The following is a 26,366-nucleotide window of genomic DNA, read 5'->3' as shown; positions in this document are numbered from 1 at the left end:
TTTAAAGGAGATTGACGACATGACGGGTATCGGTTGGTTTGCCGCAATCATCGTGGGCGGCCTTGCGGGCTGGATCGCGGAAAAGATCATGAAATCGGACATGGGTCTGATCATGAACATCATCCTCGGCATTCTGGGTGCCTTGGTCGCGAACTGGCTCTTGATGCTGATCGTTGGCAGCACGCTGGGCGGTTGGTTCGGTCAGTTGGTGGTGGGCGTCATCGGTGCCTGCCTGCTGATCTGGGTCACACGGATGGTCCGCGGCAAGACTTAAGGGCAGGGGCGCGGCCCCTTTCCAAATCCAAGTGAAAAGGTTAGGGCTGCCGAAAGCAATCGGCGGCCCTTATCATGTCTGAACCCAAGAAAACCAAGAAACCTTCGCGCCAGCAGGTCTTTACCCTTTTGGTTCAGATTGGCCGCAAAGACGGTGACGGTCTGCCCGACAAGGCCACGGGTGCTGCGCTGATGTGTTTCGCCTCCGGCATTGATGAGGCCGAAGCCGTGCGCGAGACGGTGGCGATCCTCAAACAGGCCGATACCAACCCGCTTGACGTGACCGGCTATGGCACGCTGGAAGAGCGCGAGGCCGAAGGTCAGGAGATCGACGCCGAGGAGCGCGCCCTGATGCAGCGCGCTTTGGAAGAAAACTCGGTCATCGTCGCGCAGATGACCCCCTTTTACGACTGACCCTCGCCCCACACGGGGAATTGCAATGCGCCCCCTTGGCATTGGCGCGATTTGCCCACACAAGTTACCGGACAAGCGATAACCCCTGAAAAGGAGCCGATATGTCCGGTCTCGACCCTGTTGATCTTACCGCGAAACTGGTGCGCTGCGCCTCTGTCACCCCCGCGAACGATGGGGCGCTGGAAGTGCTCGAAGAGGTGTTGGGCGCGGCGGGTTTCGACTGTACGCGCGTCGACCGGGGCGGGATCTTCAACCTCTTTGCCCGCTGGGGCAACAAGGGCAACACCAAGTCCTTCGGCTTTAACGGCCATACCGATGTCGTGCCCATCGGGGATGAGGCGGATTGGTCGATGCCCCCCTTCGGGGCCGAGATCAAGGACGGCATCATGTATGGCCGCGGCACTACGGATATGAAATCGGGCGTGGCGGCTTTCGTCGCAGCGGCGGTGGATTTCGTGAAGGACACGCCGCCCGATGGCTCCATCGTGCTGGCGATCACCGGGGATGAAGAGGGCGATGCCCTCGACGGGACCACGGCGCTCTTGGACTACATGACGGAGAACGGCGAGCGGATGGATGTCTGCCTTGTGGGGGAGCCGACTTGCCCCGAGACCATGGGCGATATGATCAAGATCGGGCGGCGCGGCTCGATGAACGCGCATTTCAAGGTGACTGGCAAACAGGGCCATGCGGCCTATCCGCACCGCGCCAACAACCCGCTGCCCGCGATGGTGCGGCTGATGGATCGTCTGGCCAGCCATGAGTTGGATCAGGGCAGCGATCACTTCGACCCTTCGACGCTGGCCGTGGTCACCGTGGATACTGGCAACAAGGCAACCAATGTGATCCCGGCGCAATGCCGCGGCGCGGTCAACATCCGGTTCAACGACCACCATTCGGGCGCGAGCCTCAGCGACTGGCTGCGGGGCGAGGCGGATAAGATCGCCGAGGAATTCGGCCTGCAAGTGGATGTAGTGATCAAGATCTCCGGCGAGAGTTTCATCACCCCGCCGGGCGCCCTGTCCGATCTGGTCGCGGGCGCTGTTGAGGCTGAGACGGGCGTGAAGCCCGAGCTTTCCACCACCGGCGGCACCTCGGACGCGCGTTTCGTCAAGGCGCATTGCCCGGTGGTGGAGTTCGGTCTGGTGGGGCAGTCCATGCACCAAGTCGATGAGCATGTGCGGGTCGAACATATTGAACAGCTCAAATCCATCTACGGGCGCGTGCTGCGGAATTATTTCACGTGAAACCAACGCTCATTGTCATGGTGAAAGAGCCGCGCCCCGGTCGGGTGAAAACCCGTCTGGGCCGCGACATCGGCATGGTCGGCGCGGCTTGGTGGTTTCGCCACCAAACGCGCCGCCTGTTGCGCCGGATCGAAGACCCTCGTTGGCAGGTGGTGCTGGCCGTGGCCCCGGATGTGGAAGGGCTGCAAAGCCGTGTCTGGCCCGCGCATCTGCCGCGCTGGCCGCAAGGGCGCGGCAACCTCGGTGACCGTATGGCGCGGATGCTGCGCCGGGCGCCGGGGCCGGCCTGTGTGATCGGGGCGGATATTCCGGGCATCAACCGCGAGGAACTGGCGCGGGCATTCGATGCGCTTGGCAACCATGACGCGGTGTTTGGCCCGGCGCCCGATGGCGGCTATTGGCTCGTGGGGCTAAAACATCCCCGCCGCGCGCCGCCCAGCCTGTTTGACGGGGTGCGCTGGTCTGGCCCCCATGCGCTGTCCGACAGCCGCGCGACCCTGCCGGGCTACCGCATTGCCGAGGTCGCCACCCTGCGCGACGTGGACGAAATTCACGATTTGCCATGACGACAGGGGGGCTGCGTGCTACCTGCTGAGGTATGAGCAAGATACCCAGCAAATCCGAGATCCTCGACTGGATCGAACAGAACCCCACGCTGACCGCCAAGCGGGACATCGCCAAAGCCTTTGGCATCAAAGGCGCGGCGCGGATCGACCTGAAGCGCGTGCTGAAAGAGCTGGAGGCCGAGGGCCATCTGGAAAAGCGCAAGCGCAGCTATCAGGATCCCGACCGCCTGCCGCCGGTCTCGGTCTTGCTGGTCACGGGGCCGGACAGCGATGGCGATCTTTTTGCCAAGCCGATGGAGTGGCATGGCGAGGGGAAAGAACCCATCGTGCTGCTGATCCCGCGCGAGAGTGACCCGGCGCTTGGCGAAGGTGACCGCATTCTGGCCCGGCTGACGCTGGTAAAGGGTGAAGATCACCACTATGAAGCGCGGCTCATTCGCCGCATCGGCTCCAACCCGCGCAAGGTGCTGGGCATCTTCCGCAAAGCGGCCGAAGGCGGGCGGATCGTCCCGATCGACAAGGGCACGGATCGGGAATGGCGCGTCGGTGCCGACCATACCCATGGCGCGAAAGACGGTGAACTGGTCGAGGCCGAGCAGGCCGGACCGAAGGCGCGTATGGGATCGCCCCGCGCACGCATCGTCGAGCGGCTGGGCGATCCGTCCGAGCCGCGCGCCGTCTCGCTCATCGCGATCCACCAGCATGGCATCCCTGACGACTTCCCCGACGATGTGATCGCACAGGCTGATGCCGCCAAGCCGCAGGGGCTGAAGGGCCGCGAAGACCTGCGCGACCTGCCGCTCATCACCATCGACCCGTCCGATGCGCGCGACCACGATGACGCCTGCTATGCCCATGCCGACGAGGACCCGAAGAACGAAGGCGGCCATGTGCTCTGGGTCGCCATCGCGGATGTCGCCGCCTATGTCACCCCCGGCTCGCCGCTGGACCGCGAGGCGCGCAAGCGCGGCAACTCCACCTATTTCCCCGACCGCGTGGTGCCGATGCTGCCGGACCGGCTCTCGGGTGACCTCTGCTCGCTGCACGAGGGCGTGCCGCGCGCCTGTATCGCTGTGCGCATGGTGCTGGATGCCAAGGGCAACAAAATCGGCCATACGTTCCACCGTGGCCTCATGCGCTCCCCCGCCTCGCTGCATTACGAGGAAGTGCAGGACGCCATCGACGGCAACCCGAACGACCGCACCGGGCCGCTGTTGGAGCCGGTATTGAAGCCGCTCTACGCCGCCTATGACGCGCTGAAGACCGCCCGGGCCGAGCGCCAACCGCTGGAGTTGGACCTGCCCGAACGCCGCATCGAATTGGGCGAGGATGGCAAGGTGAAGTCGGTAAACTTCCGCGAGCGGCTCGACGCGCATCGGCTGATCGAAGAGTTCATGGTCTTGGCCAATGTCGCCGCCGCCGAGACGCTGATCAAAAAGAAAACCCCGCTGCTGTTCCGCATCCACGAGGAACCCTCGCCGGAGAAGCTCGAGTCCCTGCGTGAAACCGCACAGGCGGCGGGTTTCACGCTGGCCAAGGGGCAGGTGCTGCAAACCGCGCATCTCAACCGGCTGCTGGATCAGGCGGCGGGCACCAATGACGCAGAGCTGATCAATCTCAGCACTCTGCGCTCGATGACGCAGGCCTATTATGGCCCCGCCCATATCGGGCACTTCGGCCTTGCCCTGCGCTCCTACGCGCATTTCACCTCGCCCATCCGCCGCTATGCCGATCTCATCGTGCACCGCGCGCTGATCACGGCGCATGGCTGGGGCAAGGACGGGCTGACGCCCGAGGAAATCGAGGGGCTGGAGCAGACCGGCGCGCATATCTCCGACACTGAGCGCCGTTCGATGGTGGCCGAGCGTGACACGACCGACCGTTACCTCGCGGCCTTCTTGTCGGAGCGCGTGGGCAACGAGTTCACCGGTCGGATCAGCGGCATCGCGCGTTTTGGTGCCTTTGTGAAGTTGGACGAGACGGGCGCGGATGGTCTGGTGCCGATGCGCTCGCTCGGGCGGGAGTATTTCCACCACGACGCGGAGGCGCAGACGCTGATGGGCGCGGACACCGGCATGACAATCGGCCTTGGCCAGCGTGTCACCGTGCGGTTGGCCGAGGCGGTCCCCGTGACCGGGGGCATCGCGCTGGAGTTGCTTGAGATCGAAGACCAAAAGGTCAAACAGGGCGGGGGTGGGGGCCGCCGCAGCCCGGCGGGCCGTAGCAAGCCGCGCGGCAAGGCCGTGAAGGCCAAGCGCAAGAAGGACAAGATCAAACGCAAAGTGACCCGCACCCGCCGCTGAGACGGCAAACCGGCGGAGCTTCGCGGATGGCCGCCCCCCTCCCTTTCCACCGGGGCGGGGCGGGCATAGGATTTGCCGTAACTCTATGAGGTGAGGCGATTATGATCCGGCACTACGCGATGATTTCAGGCATTCTGGCGACCGCTGGCATGGGGGCTCCGGCCTTCGGGTCTGGCCCGACTGAATCCCTGCGCCCCGCGCCGCGCGCGCCGCAGGCCGTGCTGGCCGCCGTGGCGCCAGTAGCGCAGGAACCCGCGGCAGAGGCCGGCGGTGGCGATGCCGGGCTGCGCGCTTGGGTGAAAGACTTCCGCCCGCGCGCCCTGCAACAGGGCATCGACCCGGATGTCTTTGACCGGGCATTGGATACGGTCAGCTATGATCCGGAGGTGATCCGCCGCGACCGCAATCAATCGGAATTCACCAAAACGATTTGGGATTACCTCGACACCGCCACCTCGGATTTGCGGGTGCAGAATGGGCAGAAGGCGCTGGCCCAATGGCAGCGCACGCTGGAAGAGATCGAAGCGGAATACGGTGTCGAGAAAGAGATCGTCACCGCGATCTGGGGGCTTGAGAGCGCCTATGGCAGCTTCCGGGGCGGGGATCGGGTGTTGGATTCACTGGCCACCCTTGCCTATGACGCGCGGCGGGCGGAATTTTTCGAAGGCGAGCTCTTCGACGCCCTGCGCATCCTTCAGGCGGGCGATACCGATGCCGATCAATTGCGCGGCTCTTGGGCGGGCGCGATGGGGCATACGCAGTTCATGCCCTCGTCCTTCCACGCCCATGCGGTCGATTGGGATGGCGACGGGCGGCGCGACATCTGGGGCGATGACCCCAGCGATGCGCTGGCCTCTACCGCCGCCTATCTCAAGCATTTTGGCTGGACCGAAGGGCAGCCTTGGGGTGTCGAAGTGGCTCTGCCCGAGGGGTTCGACTATCTGCTGGCCGACCGCGCGGTGACCAAGACCCCGGCGGAATGGGCCGATCTTGGCGTCACCGCGCTGGAGGGCGGGGCGGTGGCGGATCATGGGCCCGCGTCGATCTTGCTGCCCGCGGGCGCCGCGGGGGCGGCCTTTATGATCTTCCCCAATTTCGCGGTGATCGAGCGCTATAACACCGCGGATGCCTATGTCATCGGTGTGGGCCATCTGGCCGACCGTATCGGCGGCGCGGGCGAGATACAGCAGGACTGGCCGCGCGAAGACCGTGCACTGAGTTTTGATGAGCGGATCGAATTGCAAACCCTGCTGACCGAAGCGGGCTTTGATACGCAAAAGATCGACGCCAAGATCGGGCCGCTGACCGTCAATGCCGTGCGCAGCTATCAAAAGTCTGAGGGGATCGCGCCCGATGGCTATGCCTCCCCCCGGCTGCTGGCCCGACTGCGCGCCGAGTGAGGGGCCGCCCCCGATTGGGGGCAGCCCGATGTTTTAGGACGCGGCTTTGAGCATGTCCTTGTCTTTCAGGTCAGCATAGGTCGCATCCAGCGCCTTGGTCGCCCGTTCGGCGAAGATCTTGATCTCTTCCGGGGTGATAATCAGCGGCGGAGAGATGATCATCCGGTCGCCGACATGGCGCATCACCAGATTGTTGGCAAAGCAATGTTCGCGGCAAATGTACCCGGCGGTGCCGCTATCGTCGAATTTTGCACGGCTTTCCTTATGCGGCGTCAGCGGGAGGGAGGCCATCAGGCCCGATACGTTCACCCCGCCCACCAGCGGATGCTCTCCCAGCTTGTCCAACGCCTCTTTCAGCGCGGGGGCGGCGACGTTTTGCACATGACCGACAATGTTCTCTTCCTGCATGATCCGCAGGTTTTCCAGCGCCACGGCGGCGCAGACCGGGTGGCCGGAGTAGGTGTAGCCGTGGTTGAACTCGCAGGCGTTGATGACCTCAGCCACCTCGTCGCAAACGATCGACCCGCCGATGGGCGCGTAGCCCGAGCTCAGCCCCTTGGCGATGGTCATGATATGCGGCTTGATGCCCATGGTCTGCGAGCCGAACCAATTGCCCGTCCGACCAAAGCCGCAGATCACCTCGTCAGCGATCAGCAGAATGTCGTGTTTGTCGCAAATGCGCTGAATCTCGGGCCAATAGGTGCTGGGCGGCACGACGACCCCGCCCGCGCCTTGAACCGGTTCGGCGATGAAGGCTGCGACCTTGTCCGCGCCCAGCTCGACAATCTTCGCTTCCAACTCCTGCGCGCGTTTCAGGCCGAAGTCTTCGGGCGACATATCCCCGCCTTCGGCATACCAATCAGGCTGGCCGATGTGGTGGATGCCGGGGATCGGCAGCCCGCCTTGCTCATGCATATAGGTCATGCCGCCCAGACTGGCCGAGCCGACGGAGGAGCCGTGATAGGCGTTCTTGCGGCTGATGATATGGCTCTTTTCAGGTTTGCCCTTTTGCGCCCAATAGGTGCGGACCATGCGCAGGTTGGTGTCATTCGCCTCTGACCCCGACCCGGCAAAGAAGACGTGGTTCAGATCACCGGGGGCCAGATCGGCCAGTTCCTTGGCCAGCGCGATCGCGGGCACATGGGTCGTTTGGAAGAAGGTGTTGTAATAGGGCAGTTCGTTCATCTGCCGCGCGGCGACATTGCCCATCTCTTCGCGGCCATAGCCAAGGTTCACGCACCACAGCCCGGCCATCGCGTCGAGAATCTCATTCCCCTCGCTGTCGGTCAGGTAGATGCCCTTGGCCCTTGTGATGATGCGCGCGCCCTTGTCGCCCAATTCATCATTGGTGGTGAAAGGATGCATGTGATGCGCCGCATCCAGCGCCTGAAGATCTGCGGTGGGGAGGTGATTCGTGATGGGCGGCATGGGTGTGCACCTTCTATTTGCATGAAAAATGAGCTTCGCCGCAGAATATGATCAAATTATAGCATGTCAATCGAATCAACGCGGAACGGGCAGACCATCAAGGGCTGCGCGAATTTGGGTCATTCCTTGGGCAACATCGCCCGCCATGACCTCACCCGCCAAAGCGGCGTTGCCCTCGGCAAAGGCTGCCAAAAGCTCTGCGTGTTTATCGGGCAGATTGCTGGTGCCGTATCGCCCGCAAACCACCCGAAGCGAGGGGCCGAAACGCAGCCACAGACGGTCCACCGTCGCGGCCATGATCGGCGCTTCGGCAAGGTCGTAAATCATTCGGTGAAAGCTGTAGTTCTGCATCAAATAGCCGCCGACATCGCCCCGGTCGATGGCATGGTTCAGCGCGTTGTCACAGGCTTTCAATGCGTTCAAACGCTCATCCGTCATGCGGTTTGCAGCGCGTTTGGTCAGTTCCGGCTCTAGCGTTTCCCGCATGAATCCCAGCTCTTCCAGCCCCGCATGGGTCAGTTCCGGCACGGTGACCCGGCGGTTGCCCAAATGGGTCAGCGCCCCTTCCGAGATCAGGCGGCGGATGGCCTCGCGCACCGGCGTCATGCCCGCATCCAAAGCGGCGGTCAGACCTTGGATCGTGACCCCCTGTCCGGGGGCCAGATCGCCGAAGAGAATCATTTTGCGCAGGCGTTCGTAAACATGCTGATGGATCGGTGTCTTGGCCGCCGCATCGGCGGCGGGAAGCAATCTCGGATCGGTTTTTTCTGAACCCATGGGAGCGGTCTTTCCGTCTTGTTTCGCCGTGTCTTGCAGCATTTCATTCTGCATGAAAGCATAAACCATCTTGCCCGAAGAGGCAAAACTTGATCAAATTGACGAAAGGTGGGGATCAACCCGACCTGTCTAACGGGAGTATGAAATGAAACATGTGCTACTAAGCAGCGTCGCCGTTGCCACCTTGATGGCAGGTGCCGCCACTGCAGAAACGGTCCGGGTCTACAACTGGTCCGACTATATCGACGAATCCTTGCTGGATAAATTCGAAGAAGAGACCGGCATCGAATTGGTCTATGACGTGTTCGACAGCAACGAGGTGCTGGAGACCAAAATGCTTGCCGGTGGCTCGGGCTATGACGTGGTCGTCCCCTCGGGCACCTTCCTGCAGCGCCAGATCACGGCCGGTGCATTCCAGCCGCTGGACACGTCCAAACTGCCCAATCTCGAAAACATGTGGGACGTGGTTTCCTCGCGGACCGAACAATATGATCCCGATAACGCCCATTCCATCAACTATATGTGGGGCACCACCGGCATCGGCGTGAACGTTGGCAAGGTGAAAGAGATCCTAGGCGAAGACGCCCCGATTGACTCTTGGGACTTGGTTTTCGACCCGGCCAATATGGAAAAACTGGCCGACTGCGGCGTGCATTTTCTTGATGCCCCGGCAGAGATGATCCCCGCCGCGCTGAACTACATCGGCGAAGACCCAAACAGCCATGACCCCGATGTGATCGCCAAGGCCGAAGAGGTCTTCATGCCCGTCCGCCCCTATATTCAGAAGTTCCACTCTTCGGAATATATCAACGCTTTGGCCAACGGTGACGTCTGCGTCGCGGTGGGTTGGTCCGGTGATATCCTGCAGGCCCGTGACCGCGCGGATGAAGCCGACAACGGTGTTGAAATCGCCTATAATGCCCCCTCCGAAGGCGCGCAGATGTGGTTTGACCAGATGGCCATCCCGGTTGACGCGCCGAACCCCGAGGGCGCGCATAAGTTCCTGAATTTCATCATGGACGCCGAGAATATGGCCGCCGCGTCGAACTATGTGTACTACGCCAACGGCAACAAAGCCTCGCAAGAGCATCTGGTCGAGGATGTGATCGGCGACCCGGCGATCTACCCCTCTGAAGCGGCGCTGAACAACCTGTTCACCACCACACCTTACCCGCCGAAAGTGCAGCGCGTGGTGACCCGGCTCTGGACCAAGATCAAGTCCGGTACCTGATCTGAGACAGGGGGTGCGGCCAGTCTGGTCGCGCCCCTTTTTCTTGCCCCGCGACCCGATCAAAGCCTGAGCAAAGCCCGATCAAAGGATCTCTCAACCGTGAGCCCAACCGTCTTCGCCCCCTGGAACAACCCCGACGAAAAGCCGCTCATTCGCTTTGAGAATGTGACCAAGAAATTTGGTGAATTCGTCGCCATCGACGATCTGTCTTTGGATATCTACGCGCAGGAATTCTTTGCCCTGCTTGGGCCTTCGGGCTGTGGCAAGACGACGATGATGCGCATGTTGGCGGGTTTCGAAAGCCCGACCACCGGGCGCATCGAATTGGCGGGGCAGGACATCGCCCCGGTGCCCCCGAACAAACGCGCGGTGAACATGATGTTCCAATCCTACGCGCTGTTTCCGCATCTGAGCATCTGGGACAACATCGCCTTCGGCCTGCGCCGCGACAAGATGGAGAAGGACGCCATCGCCGCCCGCGTGGCCGAGATGCTGAAGCTCACCCGGCTAGAGAAATTCGCCCGCCGGAAACCGCATCAGATTTCCGGCGGCCAACGGCAGCGTGTGGCGCTGGCGCGCTCACTGGCCAAAGCGCCCAAACTGTTGCTGCTCGATGAGCCCTTGGGCGCGCTTGATAAGAAGCTGCGGCAAGACACCCAGTTCGAGCTGATGGACATTCAAGAATCCACCGGCACCACCTTTGTCATCGTGACCCACGACCAAGAAGAGGCGATGACCGTCGCCTCCCGCGTGGCGGTGATGGACGAGGGGCGCGTGATTCAAGTGGCCACCCCCGCCGAGATCTATGAAGCGCCGAATTCCGTCTATGTCGCTGACTTCATCGGTGACGTGAATATCATCGAAGCCAGCACCAAGGCCATTGGCCAAGATCAATACCATCTGAACTGGATCGAGGGGCAGCCGCCGCTGACCGCCACCTCTGCCGCGCCGTTCAGCGAAGGGCAGCAGGCCCATCTGGCGATCCGGCCCGAGAAAATCCGCATTTCGACCGAGAGGCCTGAGGATGCGCCTAATGCGCTACAGGGCAAAGTGCTCGACATCGCCTATTTGGGGAACCTCTCTACCTATCACGTCGAACTGCCCGGCGGGCAGGTGATCAAGGCGCAGACGGCCAACACTCGCCGCATCGCACGCCGTGACATCACATGGGAAGACCCGGTCTGGATTTCATGGAGCGCCACCGCAGGCGTTTTGTTGGCGCAATGAACATGCGTCGTTTCGCCCTGATCGCGGTCCCGTACCTCTGGCTGCTGGCGCTATTTCTGGTGCCTTTCCTGATCGTTTTCAAAATCTCCCTCTCCGATACGGCGCTGGCGATCCCGCCCTATACGCCGACGATCAAGGACGGCATCAGCGCCCTGATCGCCCAGTTGGATTTCGAGAATTTTACCTTCCTCGCCTCCGACGATCTTTATTGGAAAGCCTACCTTAGCTCCCTGCGCATCGCCGTTGTATCGACCGCGCTGACGCTCTTGGTCGGCTATCCCATCGCCTATGGCATGGCCCGCGCCCCCGAAGAGTGGCGCGCCACTTTGATGATGTTGGTGATCCTGCCGTTCTGGACCTCCTTCCTGATCCGCGTCTATGCGTGGATGGGCATTCTCAGCAACGAAGGGCTGCTGAACCAACTCTTGATGGGGTTGGGTCTAACGGCAGAGCCTTTACAGATCCTTAATACCAATACGGCAGTCTATATCGGCATCGTCTATACCTACCTGCCGTTCATGATCCTGCCGATCTACGCCGCGCTGGACCGCTTGGATGAATCCCTGAACGAGGCGGCGGAGGATTTGGGCTGCTCGCGTTTGCAAGCCTTCTGGCTGGTGACGATCCCGTTGTCTCGCAACGGCATCGTGGCGGGCAGCTTCCTTGTCTTCATCCCCGCTTTGGGTGAATTCGTGATCCCCTCGCTCTTGGGCGGGTCGGGCACGCTGATGATCGGCAAGGTGCTGTGGGAGGAGTTCTTCAACAACCGCGACTGGCCGGTGGCGAGCGCGGTGGCGGTGATCCTGCTGCTGATCCTGATCATTCCGATCATCCTCTTCCAGCGCAACCAGCAGAAACAGGCGGAGGCTGAACAATGAAGCGGATGACATGGTTCAACGTGACCTCGCTCACCTTGGGCTTCGCCTTTCTCTACCTGCCGATGATCATTCTGGTGATCTACAGTTTCAACGCCTCGAAACTGGTGACGGTCTGGGCCGGATTCTCGACCCGCTGGTACGGCGAGCTGTTGCAAAACGAAGCCTTCCTGAACGCAGCATGGGTCACGCTGAAGGTCGCGGTGATCTCGTCGTCCATTGCCACGGTGTTGGGCACGATGGCGGCCTATGTGCTGGTGCGCGGCGGGCGGTTCATGGGGCGGACGTTGTTCTCCGGCATGATCTACGCGCCGCTGGTGATGCCCGAGGTGATCACCGGTCTGTCGCTCCTCTTGCTCTTCATCGGCATCGGGCTGGACCGGGGCGTGCTGACCATCGTGCTGGCGCATACGACCTTTTCGATGTGCTATGTCTCGGTCGTCGTCTCCTCGCGGCTGGTGTCCTTCGACCGTTCGTTGGAAGAGGCCGCGCTCGACCTCGGTTCGTCCCCTTGGGAGGCCTTCCGCCTCGTGACCCTGCCGATCATCGCGCCTGCGGTGATTTCGGGCTGGCTTCTGGCCTTCACGCTCAGCCTTGATGATCTGGTCATCGCCTCCTTCACCGCGGGGCCCTCGGCGACGACGCTGCCGATCAAGATCTTCAGCGCCGTGCGTTTGGGGGTTTCGCCTGAGATCAACGCGCTGTCGACGATCATGATCGCCATCGTGACCGTGGGGGTCATCACCGCATCGCTGGTCAGCAAACGCTCAAGCCTGCGCGCGCAGGAGGAGGCGCGCGCGGCGGAACGGCCCGCCGCATGAAGCGTATCTACGCGGATTTCGCCTATTCCGAAGCGCCGCGTGCGGGCTGCTGGTGGGACCAGACCCATGGCGCGCCGGAGCGGCCGGCGCTGCAAGGCGCGGCGCAGGCCGATGTGGTGATCATCGGTGGCGGTTTCACCGGCCTTAACGCCGCGCTGCATCTGGCGCAGGCCGGGGTCGGGGCCACGGTGCTGGAGGCCGAACGCGTGGGCTTTGGCGCCTCGGGCCGCAACGGGGGCTTTTGCTGCTTGGGCGGCGGGATGCTGGATGACGCGGCGCTCGACCGGAAATTCGGGCGGACAGAGCGGCTTGGCTGGCGGCAGGCCGAGGTGGCGGCGATCCGACAGGTGGAGGATTTCATCGCCGCCCGTGGCATCAATGTCGACCGGCATTCCCAAGGGGAAACCCAGCTGGCCCACCGCCCGCGCGATTTCGAAGAGATGCGCGGGAGGCTCGATTACTACGCGGAGAATTACGGCGTCACGGCGCGGCTGACCGAAAAGGCCGATCTGGCCGCCGAGGGGCTGAACGCAGGCTTCGAGGGCGCGATCACCGTGCCGATTGGCTTTGGCCTCAACCCCCGCAAATATGTGACCGCCCTCGCGCAGGCCGCAGAAGAGGCGGGGGCCGCGATCTGTCACAACAGCCCGGCCACCGGGGTGACAGGGCGCAAGGGCGCGTTCGAGGTCACGACGCCGCAGGGCCGCATCTGCGCAGAGCGGGTGATCATCGCCACCAATGGCTATTCCTCCGAAGACCTGCCGCCATGGCTGGCCGCGCGCTACATGCCGACGCAATCCAGCGTGATCGTGACCCGCCCGATGACTGAGGCAGAGCTTTCCGCCCAGGGCTGGACCAGCCAACAGGCCTGCTATGACAGCCGCCATCTGCTGCATTACTTCCGGCTGATGCCCGACAATCGTATGTTGTTCGGCGTGCGCGGCGGGCTGATGTCCAACCCCAATTCCGAGCGGCGCGCGCTGGCCCGGGCCCGGGCGGATTTCGAGGCGATGTTCCCCGCGTGGCGTCATGTCGAAACGCCGCATGGCTGGTCGGGCATGGTCTGTATCGCGCGCAATCGCATGCCTTTCGTGGGGCAGGTGCCGGATCAGCCGGGGGTGTTCGCGGGGCTGTGCTACCACGGCAATGGCGTGGCGATGGCCAGCTATTCCGGCGCGCTCTTGGCTGATCTGGTGCGCGGCAAAACGCCCGAGCGGCCCTATCCCGCCCCCATGCGCGCCCCGCTTGCGCGGTTCGAACTGGGTCGTTTTCGCCGGGCGGTCATGCCCTTTGCCTATGCGGGTTTCGCGCTATCGGATCGCTGAGGCGGGCGGTCAGCCCTCTTCCCGGGCCGCGCGTTCCTTGGCCAGCGTGATCTGGCGCTGGCGTTCGCGGAACCGTTCCTTATCCTCTGCCGAGGTCTCATCCACGCATTGATGACAGGACACTCCGGCCTCATAGGCGGGGTGCTGCGTGTCCTCAGGCAGGATCGGGCGGCGGCAGCCATGGCAAAGCATATGCGGCCCCTCGCGCAGCCCATGGCCGACGCTGACGCGGTTGTCGAAGACGAAACAGTCGCCTTCCCATGTGCTTTCCTGTTCGGGCACCTCTTCGAGGTATTTCAGGATGCCGCCTTTGAGGTGGAAGACATCCTCGACGCCCTGACCGATCAGATAGTTGGTCGATTTCTCGCAACGGATGCCGCCGGTGCAGAACATCGCGATCTTCTTATTGTGGAAGCGGTCTTTGTTCGCCTCCCACCACGCGGGGAATTCACCGAAACTCTCGGTCTCGGGGTCGACCGCGCCTTCGAAGGAGCCAATCGCCACTTCGTAGCTGTTGCGCGTGTCGATCACCGCCACATCGGGGGAGCGGATTAATTCGTTCCAGTCCTTCGGGTCGACGTAATGGCCCACCTTGGCGCGGGGATCGACATCGGGCTGGCCCATCGTCACGATCTCGCGCTTGATGCGCACCTTCATCTTGCCGAAGGGCGGCTTGTCACTAGTGGCCTCTTTCCACTCCAGATCCGCGCAGCCGGGCAGGGCGCGCAGATGGGCGATCACCGCGTCGATCCCGGCGCGCGGCCCGGCGATGGTGCCGTTCACCCCTTCGGGGGCCAGCAGCAGCGTGCCCATGACTGATTGCGCCTCGCAAAGCGCCAAGAGCGCGGGTTTGAGCGCGGCGGGATCGTCGAAGCGGGTGAAGTGATATAGGGCGGCGATGGTATACATGAGCGTCAAATAAGCGCTTCGGCGGCAAAGCTCAATCCGGCGCGTGCCATTGACCTACCCCATCCGCAGCCCTACCCCTTTCGGTAAGGAGAATGCCCATGACCCATGCCCTGATCGTGATCGACGTTCAAAATGATTTCTGCCCCGGCGGCGCGCTGGAAGTGCCGCAGGGCGATGAGATTCTGCGCGGCATCAACGCGCTGACGCCCGAGTTTGACGCCGTGATCCTGACGCAGGACTGGCATCCGGCGGCGCATTCGTCTTTTGCCTCATCGCATAAGGACAACGGGCCTTATGAGGTCATCACCATGCCCTACGGCCCGCAGGTGCTTTGGCCCGATCACTGCATCCAAGGCAGCATTGGCGCGCAGTTCCACCCCGAGTTGCAAACCGACCGCGCCGATCTGATCATCCGCAAGGGCTATAACCCCGACATCGACAGCTATTCGGCGTTTTTCGAGAATGACCACCGCACGCCCACGGGGCTCGAAGGCTACCTGCGCACACGCGGGATCGAGCGGCTGACCATGGTGGGGCTGGCGCTAGATTTCTGCGTGAACTTCTCGGCTGTGGACGCGGCGAAGCTGGGGTTCAAGGTCGACGTGCGCGAAGATCTCTGCCGGGCGATTGATCTGGACGGATCGCTTGCCAAGGCCCGCGAAGGCATGCGCGCGGCGGGGGTGACGCTGGCCTGATCCGCCGCTTTCCCCTTGCCCATCTGTCCGCCCCCTTGGCATGAAGGGGCACGCAATAAGGAACCTCCCATGGTCGACATCGCCACCCGCGTCTATAACCACAAGTGGAAGATCGACCCCATTGTGCGGTCGCTGATCGACACGGATTTCTATAAGCTCCTGATGTGCCAGTCGGTGTTCCGCAACAAGCCGGACACGCAGGTCACCTTTAGCCTGATCAACCGCTCCACCCATATCCCGCTGGCCAAGCTGATCGACGAGGGGGAGTTGCGCGAGCAACTCGATCACATCCGCTCGCTCAGCCTCAGCCGGGGGGAGAGCACATGGCTGCGCGGCAATACCTTCTACGGCAAGCGCCAGATGTTCCGCCCCGATTTCATGGAGTGGTTCGAGGGCATGCGCCTGCCGCCCTATCATCTGGAACGGAAGGGCGATCAATATGAGCTGACCTTCGAGGGCAAGTGGCATGAGGTCATGCTTTGGGAGATTCCCGCGCTGGCGGTGTTGATGGAGCTGCGCAGCCGCGCCGCGCTCGACCCGATGGGCAAGTTCGAGCTTCAGGTGCTTTACGCCCGCGCCATGACCCGCGTTTGGGAAAAGATCGAAGCGCTGCGCGAGGTCGACAACCTTTCAATCGCGGATTTTGGCACCCGGCGGCGGCATTCCTACCTTTGGCAGGATTGGTGCGTGCAGGCGATGCATGAGGGGCTGGGCGATGCCTTTACCGGCACCTCCAACTGTCGCATCGCCATGATGCGCGAACTTGAGGCCATTGGCACCAATGCTCATGAATTGCCCATGGTCTATGCCGCTTTGGCCGAGGATGACGCCGCCCTTGCCCGCGCGCCCTATGACGTGCTGTCGGATTGGCATGATGAGCATGAGGGCAATCTGCGGATCATCCTGCCCGATACTTACGGCACCAAGGGGTTTCTCGATCACGCGCCGGATTGGCTGGCGGGTTGGACCGGCATCCGCGTCGACAGCGGCGATCCGGCCACGGCGGCGCAGACGGCCATCGACTGGTGGCGCGCCCGTGGCGAGGATCCGACGACCAAGCGGGTGATCTTCAGCGATGGGCTGGATGTGGACAAGATCAAGGAGTTGCACGCGCAGTTTGCGGGCAAGGCCAAGGTCTCTTTCGGTTGGGGGACGTTGCTGACCAATGACTTCCGCGGGCTGGTGCCGAATGATGCGCTGGCGCCCTTTAGTTTGGTCTGCAAAGCGGTCAGCGCCAATGGGCGGCCCACGGTCAAACTCTCGGACAACCCGAACAAGGCGATGGGTCCGGCGGATGAAATCGCGCGTTACAAGCGTGTTTTCGGGGTCGGAGAGCAGGCCGCACAGCAGGTGATCGTCTGACGGTCAGCCTTCGCCAAGGGCGGCCACGGGGAACTCCGCCGTGGCAATCAACCCTTCGGGCTGCCAATCGTAGTGCAGGGTGCCACCGACCGCGCGGGTCAAGGACTGGATGATCCGCGAGCCGCTGTTGCGCGGAGATTTGATGACCTCTGGCCCGCCGGTTTCGCGCCAAACAAACCGCAGGCGCGCAGGCTCCTGAAGGATGGTGATATCCAGCGATACCCGCCCGGTATCGGAACTGAGCGAGCCGTGTTTCACCGCATTCGTCGCCAGCTCGTGCAAGGCCAGCGTCAGGGGGGAAACGAGGCGGTGCGAGATCAGCGGATTCGCCCCGGTGAGGTTGATCTGATCCTCGGTGGCCGAGGTATAGGCCCGCATGATCGGCCCCATCAGCGTCTCGAAATCCACCTCATGCTGGTCGCTGCGGCCAATCGTGTCGAAATGCGCCGCGCCCAAGGCGGCAAGCCGCTCGATCACCTTGTCGGCAAAGGCCGCGGGGGTCGGCTCCTCACGGGCGGTCAGTCGCACCACGGCGGTCATGACGTTGACGATATTGCGCAGCCGGTGCAGCAATTCGTCATCGGCCAATTGCCGGTGCTCACGTTCCACCCGGCGGCGTTCGGAAACGTCGAGTTGCGAGCCGAAGAAGTAGATCAGATTGCCATCTTCGTCATTGATCGGCCCCAGTTGCAGGGCGTTCAGGAAGCGGCTGCCATCCTTGCGGTAGTTTACGATCTCAACCGTATCGACCCGGCGCGCCAGTAGGATTTCGCGCACCGCATCGACGCTTTCGCGCGTGGTTTCCGGGCCTTGCAGGAAGCGGCAGTTCTGGCCCACGATCTCATCCAAGCCATAGCCGGTGAGATCGGTAAAAGCGTCATTCACATAGACGATGGGATTGTCCGGCAGGGTCGGGTCGGTGATGCACAGCGGCAGGCGGGCATAGCGCACGACCTTGCCTAGAACGTCTTCGGTCAGGGTCTGCCGAGCGACGGAGACCGTGTTGTCGTTCATGAATTCCCGCCCCTTGATCGAAACTGGCCGTCAATGTGCCCTGCACGTGGCTTTTGGGTCAACCCGCATACTGGGGGTTGGGGCATATTTATCTACTAAATGCTGTATGCGCCTTAAGGTTTCGCGAGGTTCGATAAATGCGGCTTGTCAGGAAGGGCCGAAAATGCGTAATTGAGGGCGCTTGGTGTCCCGAAAAGCGCCTTTGAGTGTGGGACCGAAAAGGGAATTCAGTAAGGGGTCGCCCGACCCTGAAGCCGAAGCCGCCCCCGCGACTGTAAGCGGTAAGCCAATGCCCCTCGTGCCACTTGTCCTTTCGGACGGGGAAGGCGGGCAAAGGCCACGACCCGCGAGCCAGGAGACCTGCCAGGCAAATGAAACGCTAGATGCCGTCGGGTGTGACGGTAAGGAGATTGAAGATGACGACGATGATTAAGACCGCCGGTGCCACGCGCAGCAAACTCGTACCGGCGCTGTTTGCCGCCGTATTGGGTGTGGCTCTGATGGCGCTGACCGGCCATGTGCAGGCCGCAGCACTGCATGATGCCGCCCATGACGTGCGCCACGCGACAGGCTTTCCCTGCCACTAAGCGCCGCGTTCGGTATCACAGGGGTCCGGGCTGCCATGCCGCAGTCCGGCAGTCTGTGATTCTGGCTTTCTTTCCATGCCCGCCTCTTGCCGTTTTACCTGCCTCCGCCCTTTACCGTGTGGGCAGTGCTTTGGCGCATCTTGAGGCTGGCTGATGGCTCGGCCCGCGTTTCGCGCGGCGCCGGGTGTTATTTCGCATCCAAGGATCATTGCGATGTTTTCACGTTTTCTGACTTCCGCCCTGTTTGCCGGGGCCTCTGCCGGCCTGTTGACCGGCTTGCTGCAACTCTATTTCGTGCAGCCCGTGCTGCTTCATGCCGAGCTTTATGAGACCGGCGCGCTGGTGCATTTCGGGGCCGACCCCGTCAGCGCGCATCCCGATTTGCCCGGTTTCGATGCCGTCCGCGATGGGCTGAGCCTGATCTTCACCATGCTCACCTATACTGCCTATGCGCTGATCCTTCTGGCCGCGATGAGCCTTGGCGAAGAGCGCGGCGCGGTGATCGATGGCCGCTGGGGCATCCTTTGGGGTGTCGCCGGTTTCGTGGCCTTCCACCTCGCGCCGGGGTTCAGCCTTGCGCCCGAAGTGCCCGGTGTGGCCGCAGCGGACATCACCGCGCGGCAAATCTGGTGGTTCGCCACCGCAGCGGCAGCGCTGGTGGCGCTTTGGCTGCTGGCCTTTGGCAAGGGGTGGGGTGCGTGGATCGGGGCGGCGGTCCTGCTGATGGCCCCCCATATCATCGGCGCGCCCGAGCCCGAGAGCTTTAGCGGCCCGGTGCCGACCGAGATCGGCGCGCTTTTCGCCGCGCGTGCGCTTGGCATCGGTTTGGCCGCATGGGTGTTGCTGGGCAGTTTCGCTGGGTTCTTTTGGCAACGTGAAGGCGCGCAGAGCGCCTGAGGGAGGTCGAAATGGACAGATCACTGGCGCTATTCGCCATTGGATTGGTCTTTGGCGGTGGCATCGGTTTTGCCATCGCCGCAAGCAACGGGGTGACCTTCGACGGCCATGACCACGGCGACCCTGCCGCCCATGGCGGCGGCGGGCATGCGGCCATGGATCACGGCGGTGCGGATCACGCGCGGATGCATGGCCAGCCCATCGCGCTGGCCGCCGAAGAGGCCCCCAGCCTTGCCATCCGCGTGACCCCCGACCCGATGTCGGGCCACAACCTTTTTGTTGAGACCGAAGGCTTCGCCTTTGCCCCGCAGAACGCCAGCGGCGCAAATCAACCGGGCGAGGGCCATGCCCATGTCTATGTCAACGGTGCCAAGATCGGGCGGCTTTATGGCCCATGGCTGCATCTGCCAAATCTGCCCAAAGGCGAGGTCACGGTGGAGGTCACGCTCAACGCCAATGACCACCGCCCCTTGGCGGTGAACGGTGCGCCGATTACGGCCCGCGAGGTGCTGACGGTTGAATAATCGCACCGCCTCCCCTTTTCATGGCGGGCCGAAGCGCATACCCGGCACGCATAACCCGATGGGACAAGATCAATGAGCGCAACCCTACATGTCTGCATGACCTGCCGCGCCGGTGAGGTGCTGGAGGAAGACGCCCCGCGCCCCGGCGCGCAGCTTCATGCCGCCCTCGACGCCGCAGGCGCGCCCGAGGGCGTGACCATCGTGCCGGTGCAATGTCTTTCCGCCTGTTCGCAGGGGGCCGCCGTGGCGCTGTCTGCGCCGGGCAAATGGTCCTATGTCTATGGCCGCTTGACCAAGGAAGACGCCGCCGACATCCTTGCCGGAGCCGCCGCCTATGCCGCCACCCAAGACGGGCTGGTGCCATGGCGCGAACGCCCGGTCATCTTTCGCAAGCAAAGCCTTGCGCGTATCCCCCCTTTGACCCTGCCGCAGGAGCCTACAGCATGAGCGATCTCGCCAAAATCCCCGTTACCGTCATCACCGGCTTTCTCGGCGCGGGCAAGACCACGTTGATCCGCCACCTGATGACCAATGCAGGCGGGCGTCGCCTTGCCGTTTTGGTTAATGAGTTCGGGACCGTGGGGGTGGATGGCGACATCCTGAAATCCTGCGCCATCGACGACTGCCCGGCGGAGAATATCGTCGAGCTGGCCAATGGCTGCATTTGCTGCACCGTGGCGGATGATTTCATCCCCACCATCGAAGCGTTGATGGCCCTGCCCACGCGCCCCGATCACATCCTGATCGAAACCTCTGGACTGGCCCTGCCGAAACCGCTGCTCAAAGCCTTCGACTGGCCCGCGATCCGGTCCAAGATCACCGTCGATGGCGTCATCGCGCTGGCCGATGCAGAAGCCGTGGCCGCTGGCACTTTCGCCGCCGATGTCGCCGCCGTGGACGCGCAGCGTCTGGCCGACGACAGCCTCGACCACGAAACGCCGCTCTCCGAAGTGTTCGAAGATCAGATCTCCTGCGCCGATATCGTGCTGATGTCCAAGGCCGATCTGGCCGGTCCCGATGGCCTCGCCAAGGCCCGCAAGGTGATTGAAGAGGAAAGCCCGCGTGAGATTCCGATCCTTGAGATGACCGAAGGCGTGATCGACCCCAAGGTGGTGCTCGGCCTCAACGCCGCCGCCGAAGACGACCTCGCCGCGCGCCCCTCGCATCATGACGGCCACGACGATCACGAGCATGACGATTTCGAAACCGTGGTGATCCCGATGCCGGAGGTGTCGGATGTCGATGCGTTGGTGGCCTCGATCGAGCGGCTCGCGCGTGAGCAGAACATCCTGCGCGTGAAGGGCTATGTCGCGGTCGAGGGCAAGCCGATGCGCCTGTTGGTGCAGGCCGTGGGCGCGCGGGTGCGTCAGCAGTTCGACCGCCCTTGGGGCAGCGACACGCGCGCCGGGCATCTGGTGGTGATCGCCGAGCATGACGACATCGACCTTGCCAAAATCCGCGAGATTTTGGGAGCCTGACCGCCCATGCATGTCGTCTTTCGCGAAAGCCACGGGTTGGAGGATACCGACACCCCCTATGATCCGGGGCAAACCCCCGCCGATCTGGTGATGCTGTCGTTTTCCGACAGTGACCTCGGCGCTTTCGCGGCAGGCTGGCATCGCGGCGGCGGCAAGGAGGGCAAGCTGCCCTCGCTGCGTCTGTGCAACCTCGTGGCGCTGCGGCACCCGGCCTCGGTCGACAACTATATCGAACAGACGCTGACCGGGGCCAAAGGCATTCTGATCCGCCTCATCGGGGGGGAGAATTACTGGCCCTACGGCATCATGCAGGTCCAAGACTTCGCCCGCCGGAAAAACATCGCGCTGGCCGTCTTGCCCGCCGATGGGCGCGAGGATCCGGGGCTCGACGCGCATTCGACTTTGCCGGTTTCCACGCTGCGCCGTCTTGCGCATCTTTGTGATGCGGGCGGGCCGGTGGCGGCGCAGGCCGCGCTGGCGCAGATGGCGCTGGCGGCGGGCTTTTACGCCGGGCCGGTCATGGGCACGAAAACGGTGCCTGATTGCGGCTATTACGACCCCGATCAAGGGGTGCTCCCCCTCGCCGACGCGGCGGGGCAGACTGTCGCGGTTACCTTTTACCGCAGCTATCTTCTGGCCGCCGATACCGCGCCCGTCGATGCGCTGATCCGGGCGCTGCGGGCGGCGGGGCTGAACGCCATCGGGCTTTTCGTACCCTCGCTCAAATCCGATCCCGCGCGGCGCTTTCTGGACGATGCCTTGGCGGCGATGAAACCCGTGGCCATCGTCAACGCCACCGCCTTTTCGGGGCGCGGGGATGATGGCACCTCCCCGCTCGACGCGCCGGGCTGCCCGGTGTTTCAAGTGGCCCTCTCTACCGCCCGGCGGCGCGATTGGGACGAGAGCGAGCGCGGCCTTTCCCCCGCCGATCTGGCGATGCATGTGGTCTTGCCCGAGGTCGATGGCCGCATCTTCGGCGGCGTCGTCAGCTTCAAGAGCCCCGGAAAGCGCGACCCCGATCTGCAATATTCCCGCTTTGCCCACCGCGCCGAAGAGGCGCGGATCGAGGCTGTCGTCGCCCGTGTGCTGGGCTGGCATCGGCTGGCGCAGACCCCGGCGGCCACGCGCAAGCTGGCACTGGTGCTCTCGACCTATCCGGGGCGGGACGATCAACTGGCCCATGCGGTCGGCCTTGATGCGCTGGCCAGCGTCGAAGACATGCTGATGCGGCTGGCGGGTGAGGGCTATGGCGTCACGCCGCAGATCGGCTTTGGCCGGAGCCTGACCGAGCAGCGCATCACTTGGCCCCTTGCCGACTATGAGGCGGCGCTAGCCGCTCTGCCGCAGGCGCTGCGCGATGACCTTCGCGACGCGTGGGGCGCGGCGGCGGATGATCCGCTGGTGCAGGACGGTGCCTTTCACTTCGCCGCGCAAACCTGCGGCAACGCACTAGTCGCGCTGCAACCCGAGCGGGGCGATCTGCAAGACCGCGAAGACAGCTATCACGACCTCGCCCGCACGCCGCGGCATTCCTATGTGGCCTTCTACCTCTGGCTGCGGGATCAGGGCCATCACGCGCTGGTGCATATCGGCGCGCATGGCACGCTGGAGTGGCTGCCGGGCAAGGCGGTTGCCCTCTCGGGCGATTGCTGGCCCGAGGCGCTGACCGGCGATCTGCCGGTGATCTACCCCTTTATCGTCAACGATCCGGGGGAGGCGGCACAGGCCAAGCGGCGCATCGGGGCGGTGACGCTCGGCCATCTGCCGCCCCCGCTGAAAGACAGTGAAACACCCGATGGGCTGTTGCGGCTGGAACGGCTGTTGGACGAATATTCCACCGCCGACGGGCTCGACCCCGCGCGCCGCGACCGGCTGGTCGATACGATCCGGGCGGAGGCGCAGGCGGCGGGGGTGGAAGATGACCTCGGCCTCGATGCCGCCAGTTCCTCGGCCGAGGCCCTGACCCGGATCGACGCCTTCGTTTGCGACATCAAGGAAAGCCAATACGGCGATGGCCTGCACGTCTTCGGCGCGGGGGCGGGCGAATGGGACGGGCTGCTGACCGCGCTTTCGGGGCGGCGCGTCACCTCCGGGCCTTCCGGCTCGCCCTATCGCGGGCGGTCCGATGTGCTGCCGACGGGGCGCAACCTCTATGCCGTCGATCCGCGCGGGGTGCCCAGCCGGGCCGCCCATGCGCAGGGGGTGAAACTGGCCGAGGAACTGCTCAGGCGGCATCTGCAAGACAATGGCGACTGGCCGCGCGGGCTGGTGATCGACCTTTGGGGCTCGGCCACCATGCGCACGGCGGGCGAAGAGGTCGCCATGGCGATGCATCTCGCCGGGATCGCGCCGAAATGGGACGAGGGCAGTGAGCGGGTTTCGGGCTTTGAGGTAATCCCGTTGACCCTGCTGGACCGTCCGCGCATCGACGTGACCCTGCGCATCTCGGGCCTGTTCCGCGATGTCTTTCCCGGCCTCGCGCAGCTTTTCGAAGCCGGGGCGGCGGCATTGGCCGAACGCGAAGAAGCGCCGGATATGAACCCCTATCTCACCCGCACCCCCCGTGTCTTTGGCCCCAAGCCGGGCCTTTACGGCGTGAATATGGAAGCGGCCTTGCAAGACTATTCCGACGCCGGTCGCGCCGCGGCGGGCGAGGCGTGGCTCGCGGGGTCGGAATGGGCGATCAACGCCCAAGGCGAGGCGCATCAGGACCGCGCCGCGCTGGAGGCGCAGTTGCAGCGCGCCGATGGCTTTGCTCATGTGCAGGACTTGGCCGAAAGCGATATCCTGCTCGCCTCGGACTATGCCAGCCACGAAGGCGGCTTTGCCGCCGCGATGGCGCATCTCGGCGCGCAGAAACCGGCGATGTACCACCTTGACCACACCCGCGCAGGCAGCCCCCGCGCACGCTCCATGCCCGAGGAGATCGCCCGCGTCGTCCGCGCCCGTGCGGCCAATCCCGGCTGGGCCAGCGGCATGATGCGCCACGGTTTCCGCGGCGCGGCAGAGGTGGCGGCGACACTCGACAACCTTGCCGCCTTTGCGCATCTGACACGCGAGGTGCCTGCGCATCTCTTTGACCTCTACTTCGACGCCACGCTCGGGCGCGATGATCTGGTCGCCTTTATGGAGGCCGAGAACCCCGCGGCCTTGCAAGCCATGCGCGACCGTTTCGCGGCGCTGCGCGAGTCCGGCCTCTGGCTGACCCGCCGCAACTCGATCTCGGCCACATTGGACGGGGTGACGTGAGCGCGGCCCCGGCGATCAAGGGCTGGTGCCCCGGTGCGCTGCGTCCGATGCTCTCGGGCGATGGGCTGGTGGTGCGTCTTCGGGTGCCGCAGGGGCGCTTGACCCCGGCCCAAGCCCGCGGCGTGGCGGGGCTGGCCACGCGCTATGGCAATGGCATGCTCGACCTGTCGAACCGGGGCAATCTGCAACTGCGCGGCGTCGATCCCGCGCGGCACGAAGGGCTGATCGACGCGCTGCGCGCGCTGGCGCTGATCGACGTGGATGAGCGGACGGAGCGGCGGCGCAACATCATGGTCAGCCCCTTTTGGCAGGCGGGCGATGATACGGATTTCCTTTGCCAAGCCCTCTCTGCCGCCGCGCAGGCCCATGCGCTGCCGGATGTCTCCGCCAAATTCGGCTATGCGGTCGACGCAGGGCCGCAGCCGGTGTTGCAGGCCGATCCCGCCGACATCCGGTTCGAGCGCTCGGCGCAGGGGCAACTGCTGCTCTGCATTGAAGGGGCTATGCGGGGCAAACCCGTGACCCGTGCGACTGCGGTGACCGAAGCCATCGCGCTGGCCGAATGGGTGCGCGCGCAGGGGGTGACCCGCGCCGCGCGCGCCACGGCCACGGGGGCGCCGCTTCCCGCCGGTTTTGACTGCCCGCGTCAGGCGGGGCAGGGCACACCCGCCCCCGGCCTCTACCCATCCGGGGCGCTTGTCGCCTGTGCTTTCGGGCAGATGGAGGCCGAGACGCTTGCCGCGCTCGCGGAGCTTGGTCCGCTGCGCCTGACCCCGTGGCGGCGGGTGCTGATCGAAGGTGCCCCGCGCCTGCCTGATCTGGCCGGTCTCATCACCGCCGCCGATGACCCGCTGTTGCGCGTCGTTGCCTGTATCGGCGCGCCGGGCTGTGCACAGGGCCGGGGTGAGACGCGCGGGCTGGCCAGTCGCCTTGCCGCCGTGGTGCCGAAGGGGCAACGCCTGCATGTCTCCGGCTGCGCCAAGGGTTGCGCCGCGCCGCGCGCTACCGACCTCACCCTGACCGCCACCGCGCCAGAGCGCTATGACCTCATCCACGATGGCCGCGCCGATGCCATCCCTGATCTGCGCGGGCTGACCCCCGCCGCCATCGCCTCTCACCTTAGAAAGTCCGCCGATGCCCCATAGCTATATCACCGACGGTGCCGAGATTTACCGCCAGTCCTTTGCCACCATCCGCGCCGAAGCGGCGCTAGCGCGTTTCACCCCGGAGGAAGAGATCGTCGCCGTGCGCATGATCCACGCCGCGGGCATGGTCGGGCTGGAGGAGCACATCCGCTTTTCCGAAGGCATGGCCGTGGCCGCGCGGGCGGCACTGGAGGACGGCGCGCCGATCCTTTGCGACGCCTATATGGTCAGCGAAGGTATCACCCGCAAACGCCTGCCGCGCGAGAATGAGGTGATCTGCACCCTGCGCGACCCTTCGGTGCCAGCACTGGCCGCGAAGATGAGCAACACCCGCTCTGCTGCCGCGCTGGAACTGTGGCGGCCCCATCTGCAAGGCGCCGTGGTGGCCATCGGCAATGCGCCCACGGCGCTGTTTCACCTGCTCAACATGCTCGAAGACCCCGATTGCCCGCGCCCGGCGGCGATCATCGGCTGCCCGGTGGGCTTCATCGGCGCGGCGGAATCGAAAGAGGCTTTGATGCAGGACCTGCCGGTGCCCTCGATGATCGTGCAGGGGCGTTTGGGCGGCTCGGCGATCACCGTGGCGGCGGTGAACGCATTGGCCAGCAGGGTGGAATGA

At 64.0% G+C, this 26,366-nt stretch carries 25 protein-coding genes and 1 riboswitch; of the genes, 21 read left to right on the top strand and 4 right to left on the bottom strand.

The annotated features are described in order from the left end of the window. Positions 1-19: 19 nt before the first annotated feature. The 6 genes from FCK22_RS04150 to FCK22_RS04125 all read left to right on the top strand — a co-directional run bounded on the left by FCK22_RS04150 (position 20) and on the right by FCK22_RS04125 (position 6,203). The gene (locus FCK22_RS04150; protein ID WP_067261077.1) at positions 20-274 is read left to right on the top strand and encodes a GlsB/YeaQ/YmgE family stress response membrane protein; all 255 of its coding nucleotides are present in this window, start codon (positions 20-22) and stop codon (positions 272-274) included. Positions 275-348: 74 nt separating this feature from the next. Continuing rightward, a complete protein-coding gene (locus FCK22_RS04145) occupies positions 349-687 on the top strand; it encodes a hypothetical protein (RefSeq protein WP_067261079.1) in 339 nt (112 codons plus the stop codon). Positions 688-788: 101 nt separating this feature from the next. Continuing rightward, positions 789-1,934, top strand: a complete 1,146-nt coding sequence (gene dapE / locus FCK22_RS04140) for a succinyl-diaminopimelate desuccinylase (protein ID WP_067261081.1) — start codon at positions 789-791, stop codon at positions 1,932-1,934. Continuing rightward, positions 1,931-2,500 carry a TIGR04282 family arsenosugar biosynthesis glycosyltransferase gene (locus FCK22_RS04135; protein WP_136720237.1) on the top strand — a complete coding sequence of 190 codons (570 nt, stop codon included), beginning with the start codon at positions 1,931-1,933 and terminating at the stop codon, positions 2,498-2,500. Before dapE ends, FCK22_RS04135 begins: the two co-directional genes overlap by 4 nt. A 32-nt stretch (positions 2,501-2,532) precedes the next feature. Continuing rightward, a complete protein-coding gene (rnr, locus tag FCK22_RS04130) occupies positions 2,533-4,803 on the top strand; it encodes a ribonuclease R (RefSeq protein ID WP_067261085.1) in 2,271 nt (756 codons plus the stop codon). A gap of 101 nt (positions 4,804-4,904) precedes the next feature. Then, positions 4,905-6,203 (top strand): lytic murein transglycosylase, encoded by a 1,299-nt coding sequence (locus FCK22_RS04125; RefSeq protein WP_136720235.1) that lies wholly within the window; start codon positions 4,905-4,907, stop codon positions 6,201-6,203. Between the two features lie 33 nt (positions 6,204-6,236). Here the strand turns inward: FCK22_RS04125 and FCK22_RS04120 are convergent, their stop codons facing one another. After that, the gene (locus FCK22_RS04120; protein ID WP_067265727.1) at positions 6,237-7,631 is read right to left on the bottom strand and encodes an aspartate aminotransferase family protein; all 1,395 of its coding nucleotides are present in this window, start codon (positions 7,629-7,631) and stop codon (positions 6,237-6,239) included. Positions 7,632-7,706: 75 nt separating this feature from the next. Beyond that, positions 7,707-8,408, bottom strand: coding sequence for a GntR family transcriptional regulator (locus FCK22_RS04115; protein ID WP_082852089.1), 702 nt, complete (start codon positions 8,406-8,408; stop codon positions 7,707-7,709). Between the two features lie 145 nt (positions 8,409-8,553). Here FCK22_RS04115 and FCK22_RS04110 point away from each other — a divergent pair, with 145 nt between their 5' ends. The 5 genes from FCK22_RS04110 (at position 8,554) to FCK22_RS04090 (ending at position 13,887) form a co-directional block, all read left to right on the top strand. Beyond that, positions 8,554-9,639, top strand: a complete 1,086-nt coding sequence (locus tag FCK22_RS04110; RefSeq protein WP_067265724.1) for a polyamine ABC transporter substrate-binding protein — start codon at positions 8,554-8,556, stop codon at positions 9,637-9,639. Positions 9,640-9,738: 99 nt separating this feature from the next. Next, the gene (locus FCK22_RS04105; RefSeq protein ID WP_067265722.1) at positions 9,739-10,866 is read left to right on the top strand and encodes an ABC transporter ATP-binding protein; all 1,128 of its coding nucleotides are present in this window, start codon (positions 9,739-9,741) and stop codon (positions 10,864-10,866) included. 2 nt (positions 10,867-10,868) lie between these two features. After that, a complete protein-coding gene (locus FCK22_RS04100) occupies positions 10,869-11,744 on the top strand; it encodes an ABC transporter permease subunit (protein ID WP_067265718.1) in 876 nt (291 codons plus the stop codon). Further along, the gene (locus FCK22_RS04095; protein WP_067265716.1) at positions 11,741-12,562 is read left to right on the top strand and encodes an ABC transporter permease subunit; all 822 of its coding nucleotides are present in this window, start codon (positions 11,741-11,743) and stop codon (positions 12,560-12,562) included. The genes FCK22_RS04100 and FCK22_RS04095 overlap by 4 nt, the downstream gene beginning before the upstream one ends. Further along, positions 12,559-13,887: an FAD-binding oxidoreductase gene (locus FCK22_RS04090; protein ID WP_067265714.1), complete on the top strand. Its 1,329-nt coding sequence runs from the start codon at positions 12,559-12,561 to the stop codon at positions 13,885-13,887. The genes FCK22_RS04095 and FCK22_RS04090 overlap by 4 nt, the downstream gene beginning before the upstream one ends. A 9-nt stretch (positions 13,888-13,896) precedes the next feature. Here FCK22_RS04090 and FCK22_RS04085 read toward each other — a convergent pair whose 3' ends face one another. Beyond that, positions 13,897-14,796 (bottom strand): rhodanese-related sulfurtransferase, encoded by a 900-nt coding sequence (locus FCK22_RS04085; protein ID WP_067265710.1) that lies wholly within the window; start codon positions 14,794-14,796, stop codon positions 13,897-13,899. A 98-nt stretch (positions 14,797-14,894) separates the two neighbouring features. On the opposite strand from FCK22_RS04085, the gene pncA reads away from it, so the two are divergent. After that, positions 14,895-15,491: a bifunctional nicotinamidase/pyrazinamidase gene (gene pncA / locus FCK22_RS04080; RefSeq protein WP_067265708.1), complete on the top strand. Its 597-nt coding sequence runs from the start codon at positions 14,895-14,897 to the stop codon at positions 15,489-15,491. A 69-nt stretch (positions 15,492-15,560) separates the two neighbouring features. Beyond that, positions 15,561-16,853, top strand: coding sequence for a nicotinate phosphoribosyltransferase (gene pncB, locus FCK22_RS04075; protein WP_067265706.1), 1,293 nt, complete (start codon positions 15,561-15,563; stop codon positions 16,851-16,853). Between the two features lie 3 nt (positions 16,854-16,856). Here the strand turns inward: pncB and FCK22_RS04070 are convergent, their stop codons facing one another. Beyond that, positions 16,857-17,867 (bottom strand): PAS domain-containing protein, encoded by a 1,011-nt coding sequence (locus tag FCK22_RS04070; RefSeq protein WP_067265705.1) that lies wholly within the window; start codon positions 17,865-17,867, stop codon positions 16,857-16,859. A 165-nt stretch (positions 17,868-18,032) separates the two neighbouring features. After that, a riboswitch (cobalamin riboswitch) is annotated at positions 18,033-18,250 on the top strand. A gap of 33 nt (positions 18,251-18,283) precedes the next feature. Here FCK22_RS04070 and FCK22_RS04065 point away from each other — a divergent pair. The 8 genes from FCK22_RS04065 (at position 18,284) to FCK22_RS04030 (ending at position 26,366) form a co-directional block, all read left to right on the top strand. Further along, complete coding sequence (locus FCK22_RS04065) at positions 18,284-18,454, top strand: CbtB-domain containing protein (protein WP_082849519.1); 171 nt, start codon at positions 18,284-18,286, stop codon at positions 18,452-18,454. A 213-nt stretch (positions 18,455-18,667) separates the two neighbouring features. After that, positions 18,668-19,351, top strand: coding sequence for a CbtA family protein (locus FCK22_RS04060; protein ID WP_067265703.1), 684 nt, complete (start codon positions 18,668-18,670; stop codon positions 19,349-19,351). Positions 19,352-19,362: 11 nt separating this feature from the next. Further along, positions 19,363-19,875: a hypothetical protein gene (locus FCK22_RS04055; protein WP_067265700.1), complete on the top strand. Its 513-nt coding sequence runs from the start codon at positions 19,363-19,365 to the stop codon at positions 19,873-19,875. A 72-nt stretch (positions 19,876-19,947) separates the two neighbouring features. Further along, on the top strand, positions 19,948-20,322 hold the full coding sequence (locus FCK22_RS04050) for a DUF1636 domain-containing protein (protein ID WP_067265698.1): 375 nt from the start codon (positions 19,948-19,950) through the stop codon (positions 20,320-20,322). Next, positions 20,319-21,353 (top strand): cobalamin biosynthesis protein CobW, encoded by a 1,035-nt coding sequence (gene cobW / locus FCK22_RS04045; protein WP_067265695.1) that lies wholly within the window; start codon positions 20,319-20,321, stop codon positions 21,351-21,353. The genes FCK22_RS04050 and cobW overlap by 4 nt, the downstream gene beginning before the upstream one ends. Before the next feature lie 6 nt (positions 21,354-21,359). Beyond that, the gene (gene cobN / locus FCK22_RS04040; protein WP_067265692.1) at positions 21,360-24,602 is read left to right on the top strand and encodes a cobaltochelatase subunit CobN; all 3,243 of its coding nucleotides are present in this window, start codon (positions 21,360-21,362) and stop codon (positions 24,600-24,602) included. After that, positions 24,599-25,747: a precorrin-3B synthase gene (cobG, locus tag FCK22_RS04035; RefSeq protein WP_231886376.1), complete on the top strand. Its 1,149-nt coding sequence runs from the start codon at positions 24,599-24,601 to the stop codon at positions 25,745-25,747. The genes cobN and cobG overlap by 4 nt, the downstream gene beginning before the upstream one ends. Continuing rightward, the gene (locus tag FCK22_RS04030) at positions 25,737-26,366 is read left to right on the top strand and encodes a precorrin-8X methylmutase (protein WP_067265689.1); all 630 of its coding nucleotides are present in this window, start codon (positions 25,737-25,739) and stop codon (positions 26,364-26,366) included. The genes cobG and FCK22_RS04030 overlap by 11 nt, the downstream gene beginning before the upstream one ends.

This window comes from Sulfitobacter sp. 15WGC, from assembly GCF_005068605.1.
GTDB classification, from domain to species: Bacteria; Pseudomonadota; Alphaproteobacteria; order Rhodobacterales; family Rhodobacteraceae; genus Sulfitobacter; species Sulfitobacter faviae.
This window is presented reverse-complemented; position numbering and strand designations above follow the sequence as displayed.

Coding starts and splice junctions, on each gene's coding strand:
- FCK22_RS04145 (WP_067261079.1), top strand. CDS start 349: ATGTCTGAACCCAAGAAAACCAAGAAACCTTCGCGCCAGCAGGTCTTT.
- FCK22_RS04095 (WP_067265716.1), top strand. CDS start 11,741: ATGAAGCGGATGACATGGTTCAACGTGACCTCGCTCACCTTGGGCTTC.
- FCK22_RS04030 (WP_067265689.1), top strand. CDS start 25,737: ATGCCCCATAGCTATATCACCGACGGTGCCGAGATTTACCGCCAGTCC.
- FCK22_RS04070 (WP_067265705.1), bottom strand. CDS start 17,867: ATGAACGACAACACGGTCTCCGTCGCTCGGCAGACCCTGACCGAAGAC.
- FCK22_RS04150 (WP_067261077.1), top strand. CDS start 20: ATGACGGGTATCGGTTGGTTTGCCGCAATCATCGTGGGCGGCCTTGCG.
- FCK22_RS04060 (WP_067265703.1), top strand. CDS start 18,668: ATGTTTTCACGTTTTCTGACTTCCGCCCTGTTTGCCGGGGCCTCTGCC.
- pncA (WP_067265708.1), top strand. CDS start 14,895: ATGACCCATGCCCTGATCGTGATCGACGTTCAAAATGATTTCTGCCCC.
- FCK22_RS04120 (WP_067265727.1), bottom strand. CDS start 7,631: ATGCCGCCCATCACGAATCACCTCCCCACCGCAGATCTTCAGGCGCTG.
- pncB (WP_067265706.1), top strand. CDS start 15,561: ATGGTCGACATCGCCACCCGCGTCTATAACCACAAGTGGAAGATCGAC.
- cobW (WP_067265695.1), top strand. CDS start 20,319: ATGAGCGATCTCGCCAAAATCCCCGTTACCGTCATCACCGGCTTTCTC.
- FCK22_RS04125 (WP_136720235.1), top strand. CDS start 4,905: ATGATCCGGCACTACGCGATGATTTCAGGCATTCTGGCGACCGCTGGC.
- FCK22_RS04055 (WP_067265700.1), top strand. CDS start 19,363: ATGGACAGATCACTGGCGCTATTCGCCATTGGATTGGTCTTTGGCGGT.
- cobN (WP_067265692.1), top strand. CDS start 21,360: ATGCATGTCGTCTTTCGCGAAAGCCACGGGTTGGAGGATACCGACACC.
- dapE (WP_067261081.1), top strand. CDS start 789: ATGTCCGGTCTCGACCCTGTTGATCTTACCGCGAAACTGGTGCGCTGC.
- FCK22_RS04065 (WP_082849519.1), top strand. CDS start 18,284: ATGACGACGATGATTAAGACCGCCGGTGCCACGCGCAGCAAACTCGTA.
- FCK22_RS04110 (WP_067265724.1), top strand. CDS start 8,554: ATGAAACATGTGCTACTAAGCAGCGTCGCCGTTGCCACCTTGATGGCA.
- FCK22_RS04085 (WP_067265710.1), bottom strand. CDS start 14,796: ATGTATACCATCGCCGCCCTATATCACTTCACCCGCTTCGACGATCCC.
- FCK22_RS04090 (WP_067265714.1), top strand. CDS start 12,559: ATGAAGCGTATCTACGCGGATTTCGCCTATTCCGAAGCGCCGCGTGCG.
- FCK22_RS04050 (WP_067265698.1), top strand. CDS start 19,948: ATGAGCGCAACCCTACATGTCTGCATGACCTGCCGCGCCGGTGAGGTG.
- FCK22_RS04100 (WP_067265718.1), top strand. CDS start 10,869: ATGCGTCGTTTCGCCCTGATCGCGGTCCCGTACCTCTGGCTGCTGGCG.
- rnr (WP_067261085.1), top strand. CDS start 2,533: ATGAGCAAGATACCCAGCAAATCCGAGATCCTCGACTGGATCGAACAG.
- FCK22_RS04115 (WP_082852089.1), bottom strand. CDS start 8,408: ATGGGTTCAGAAAAAACCGATCCGAGATTGCTTCCCGCCGCCGATGCG.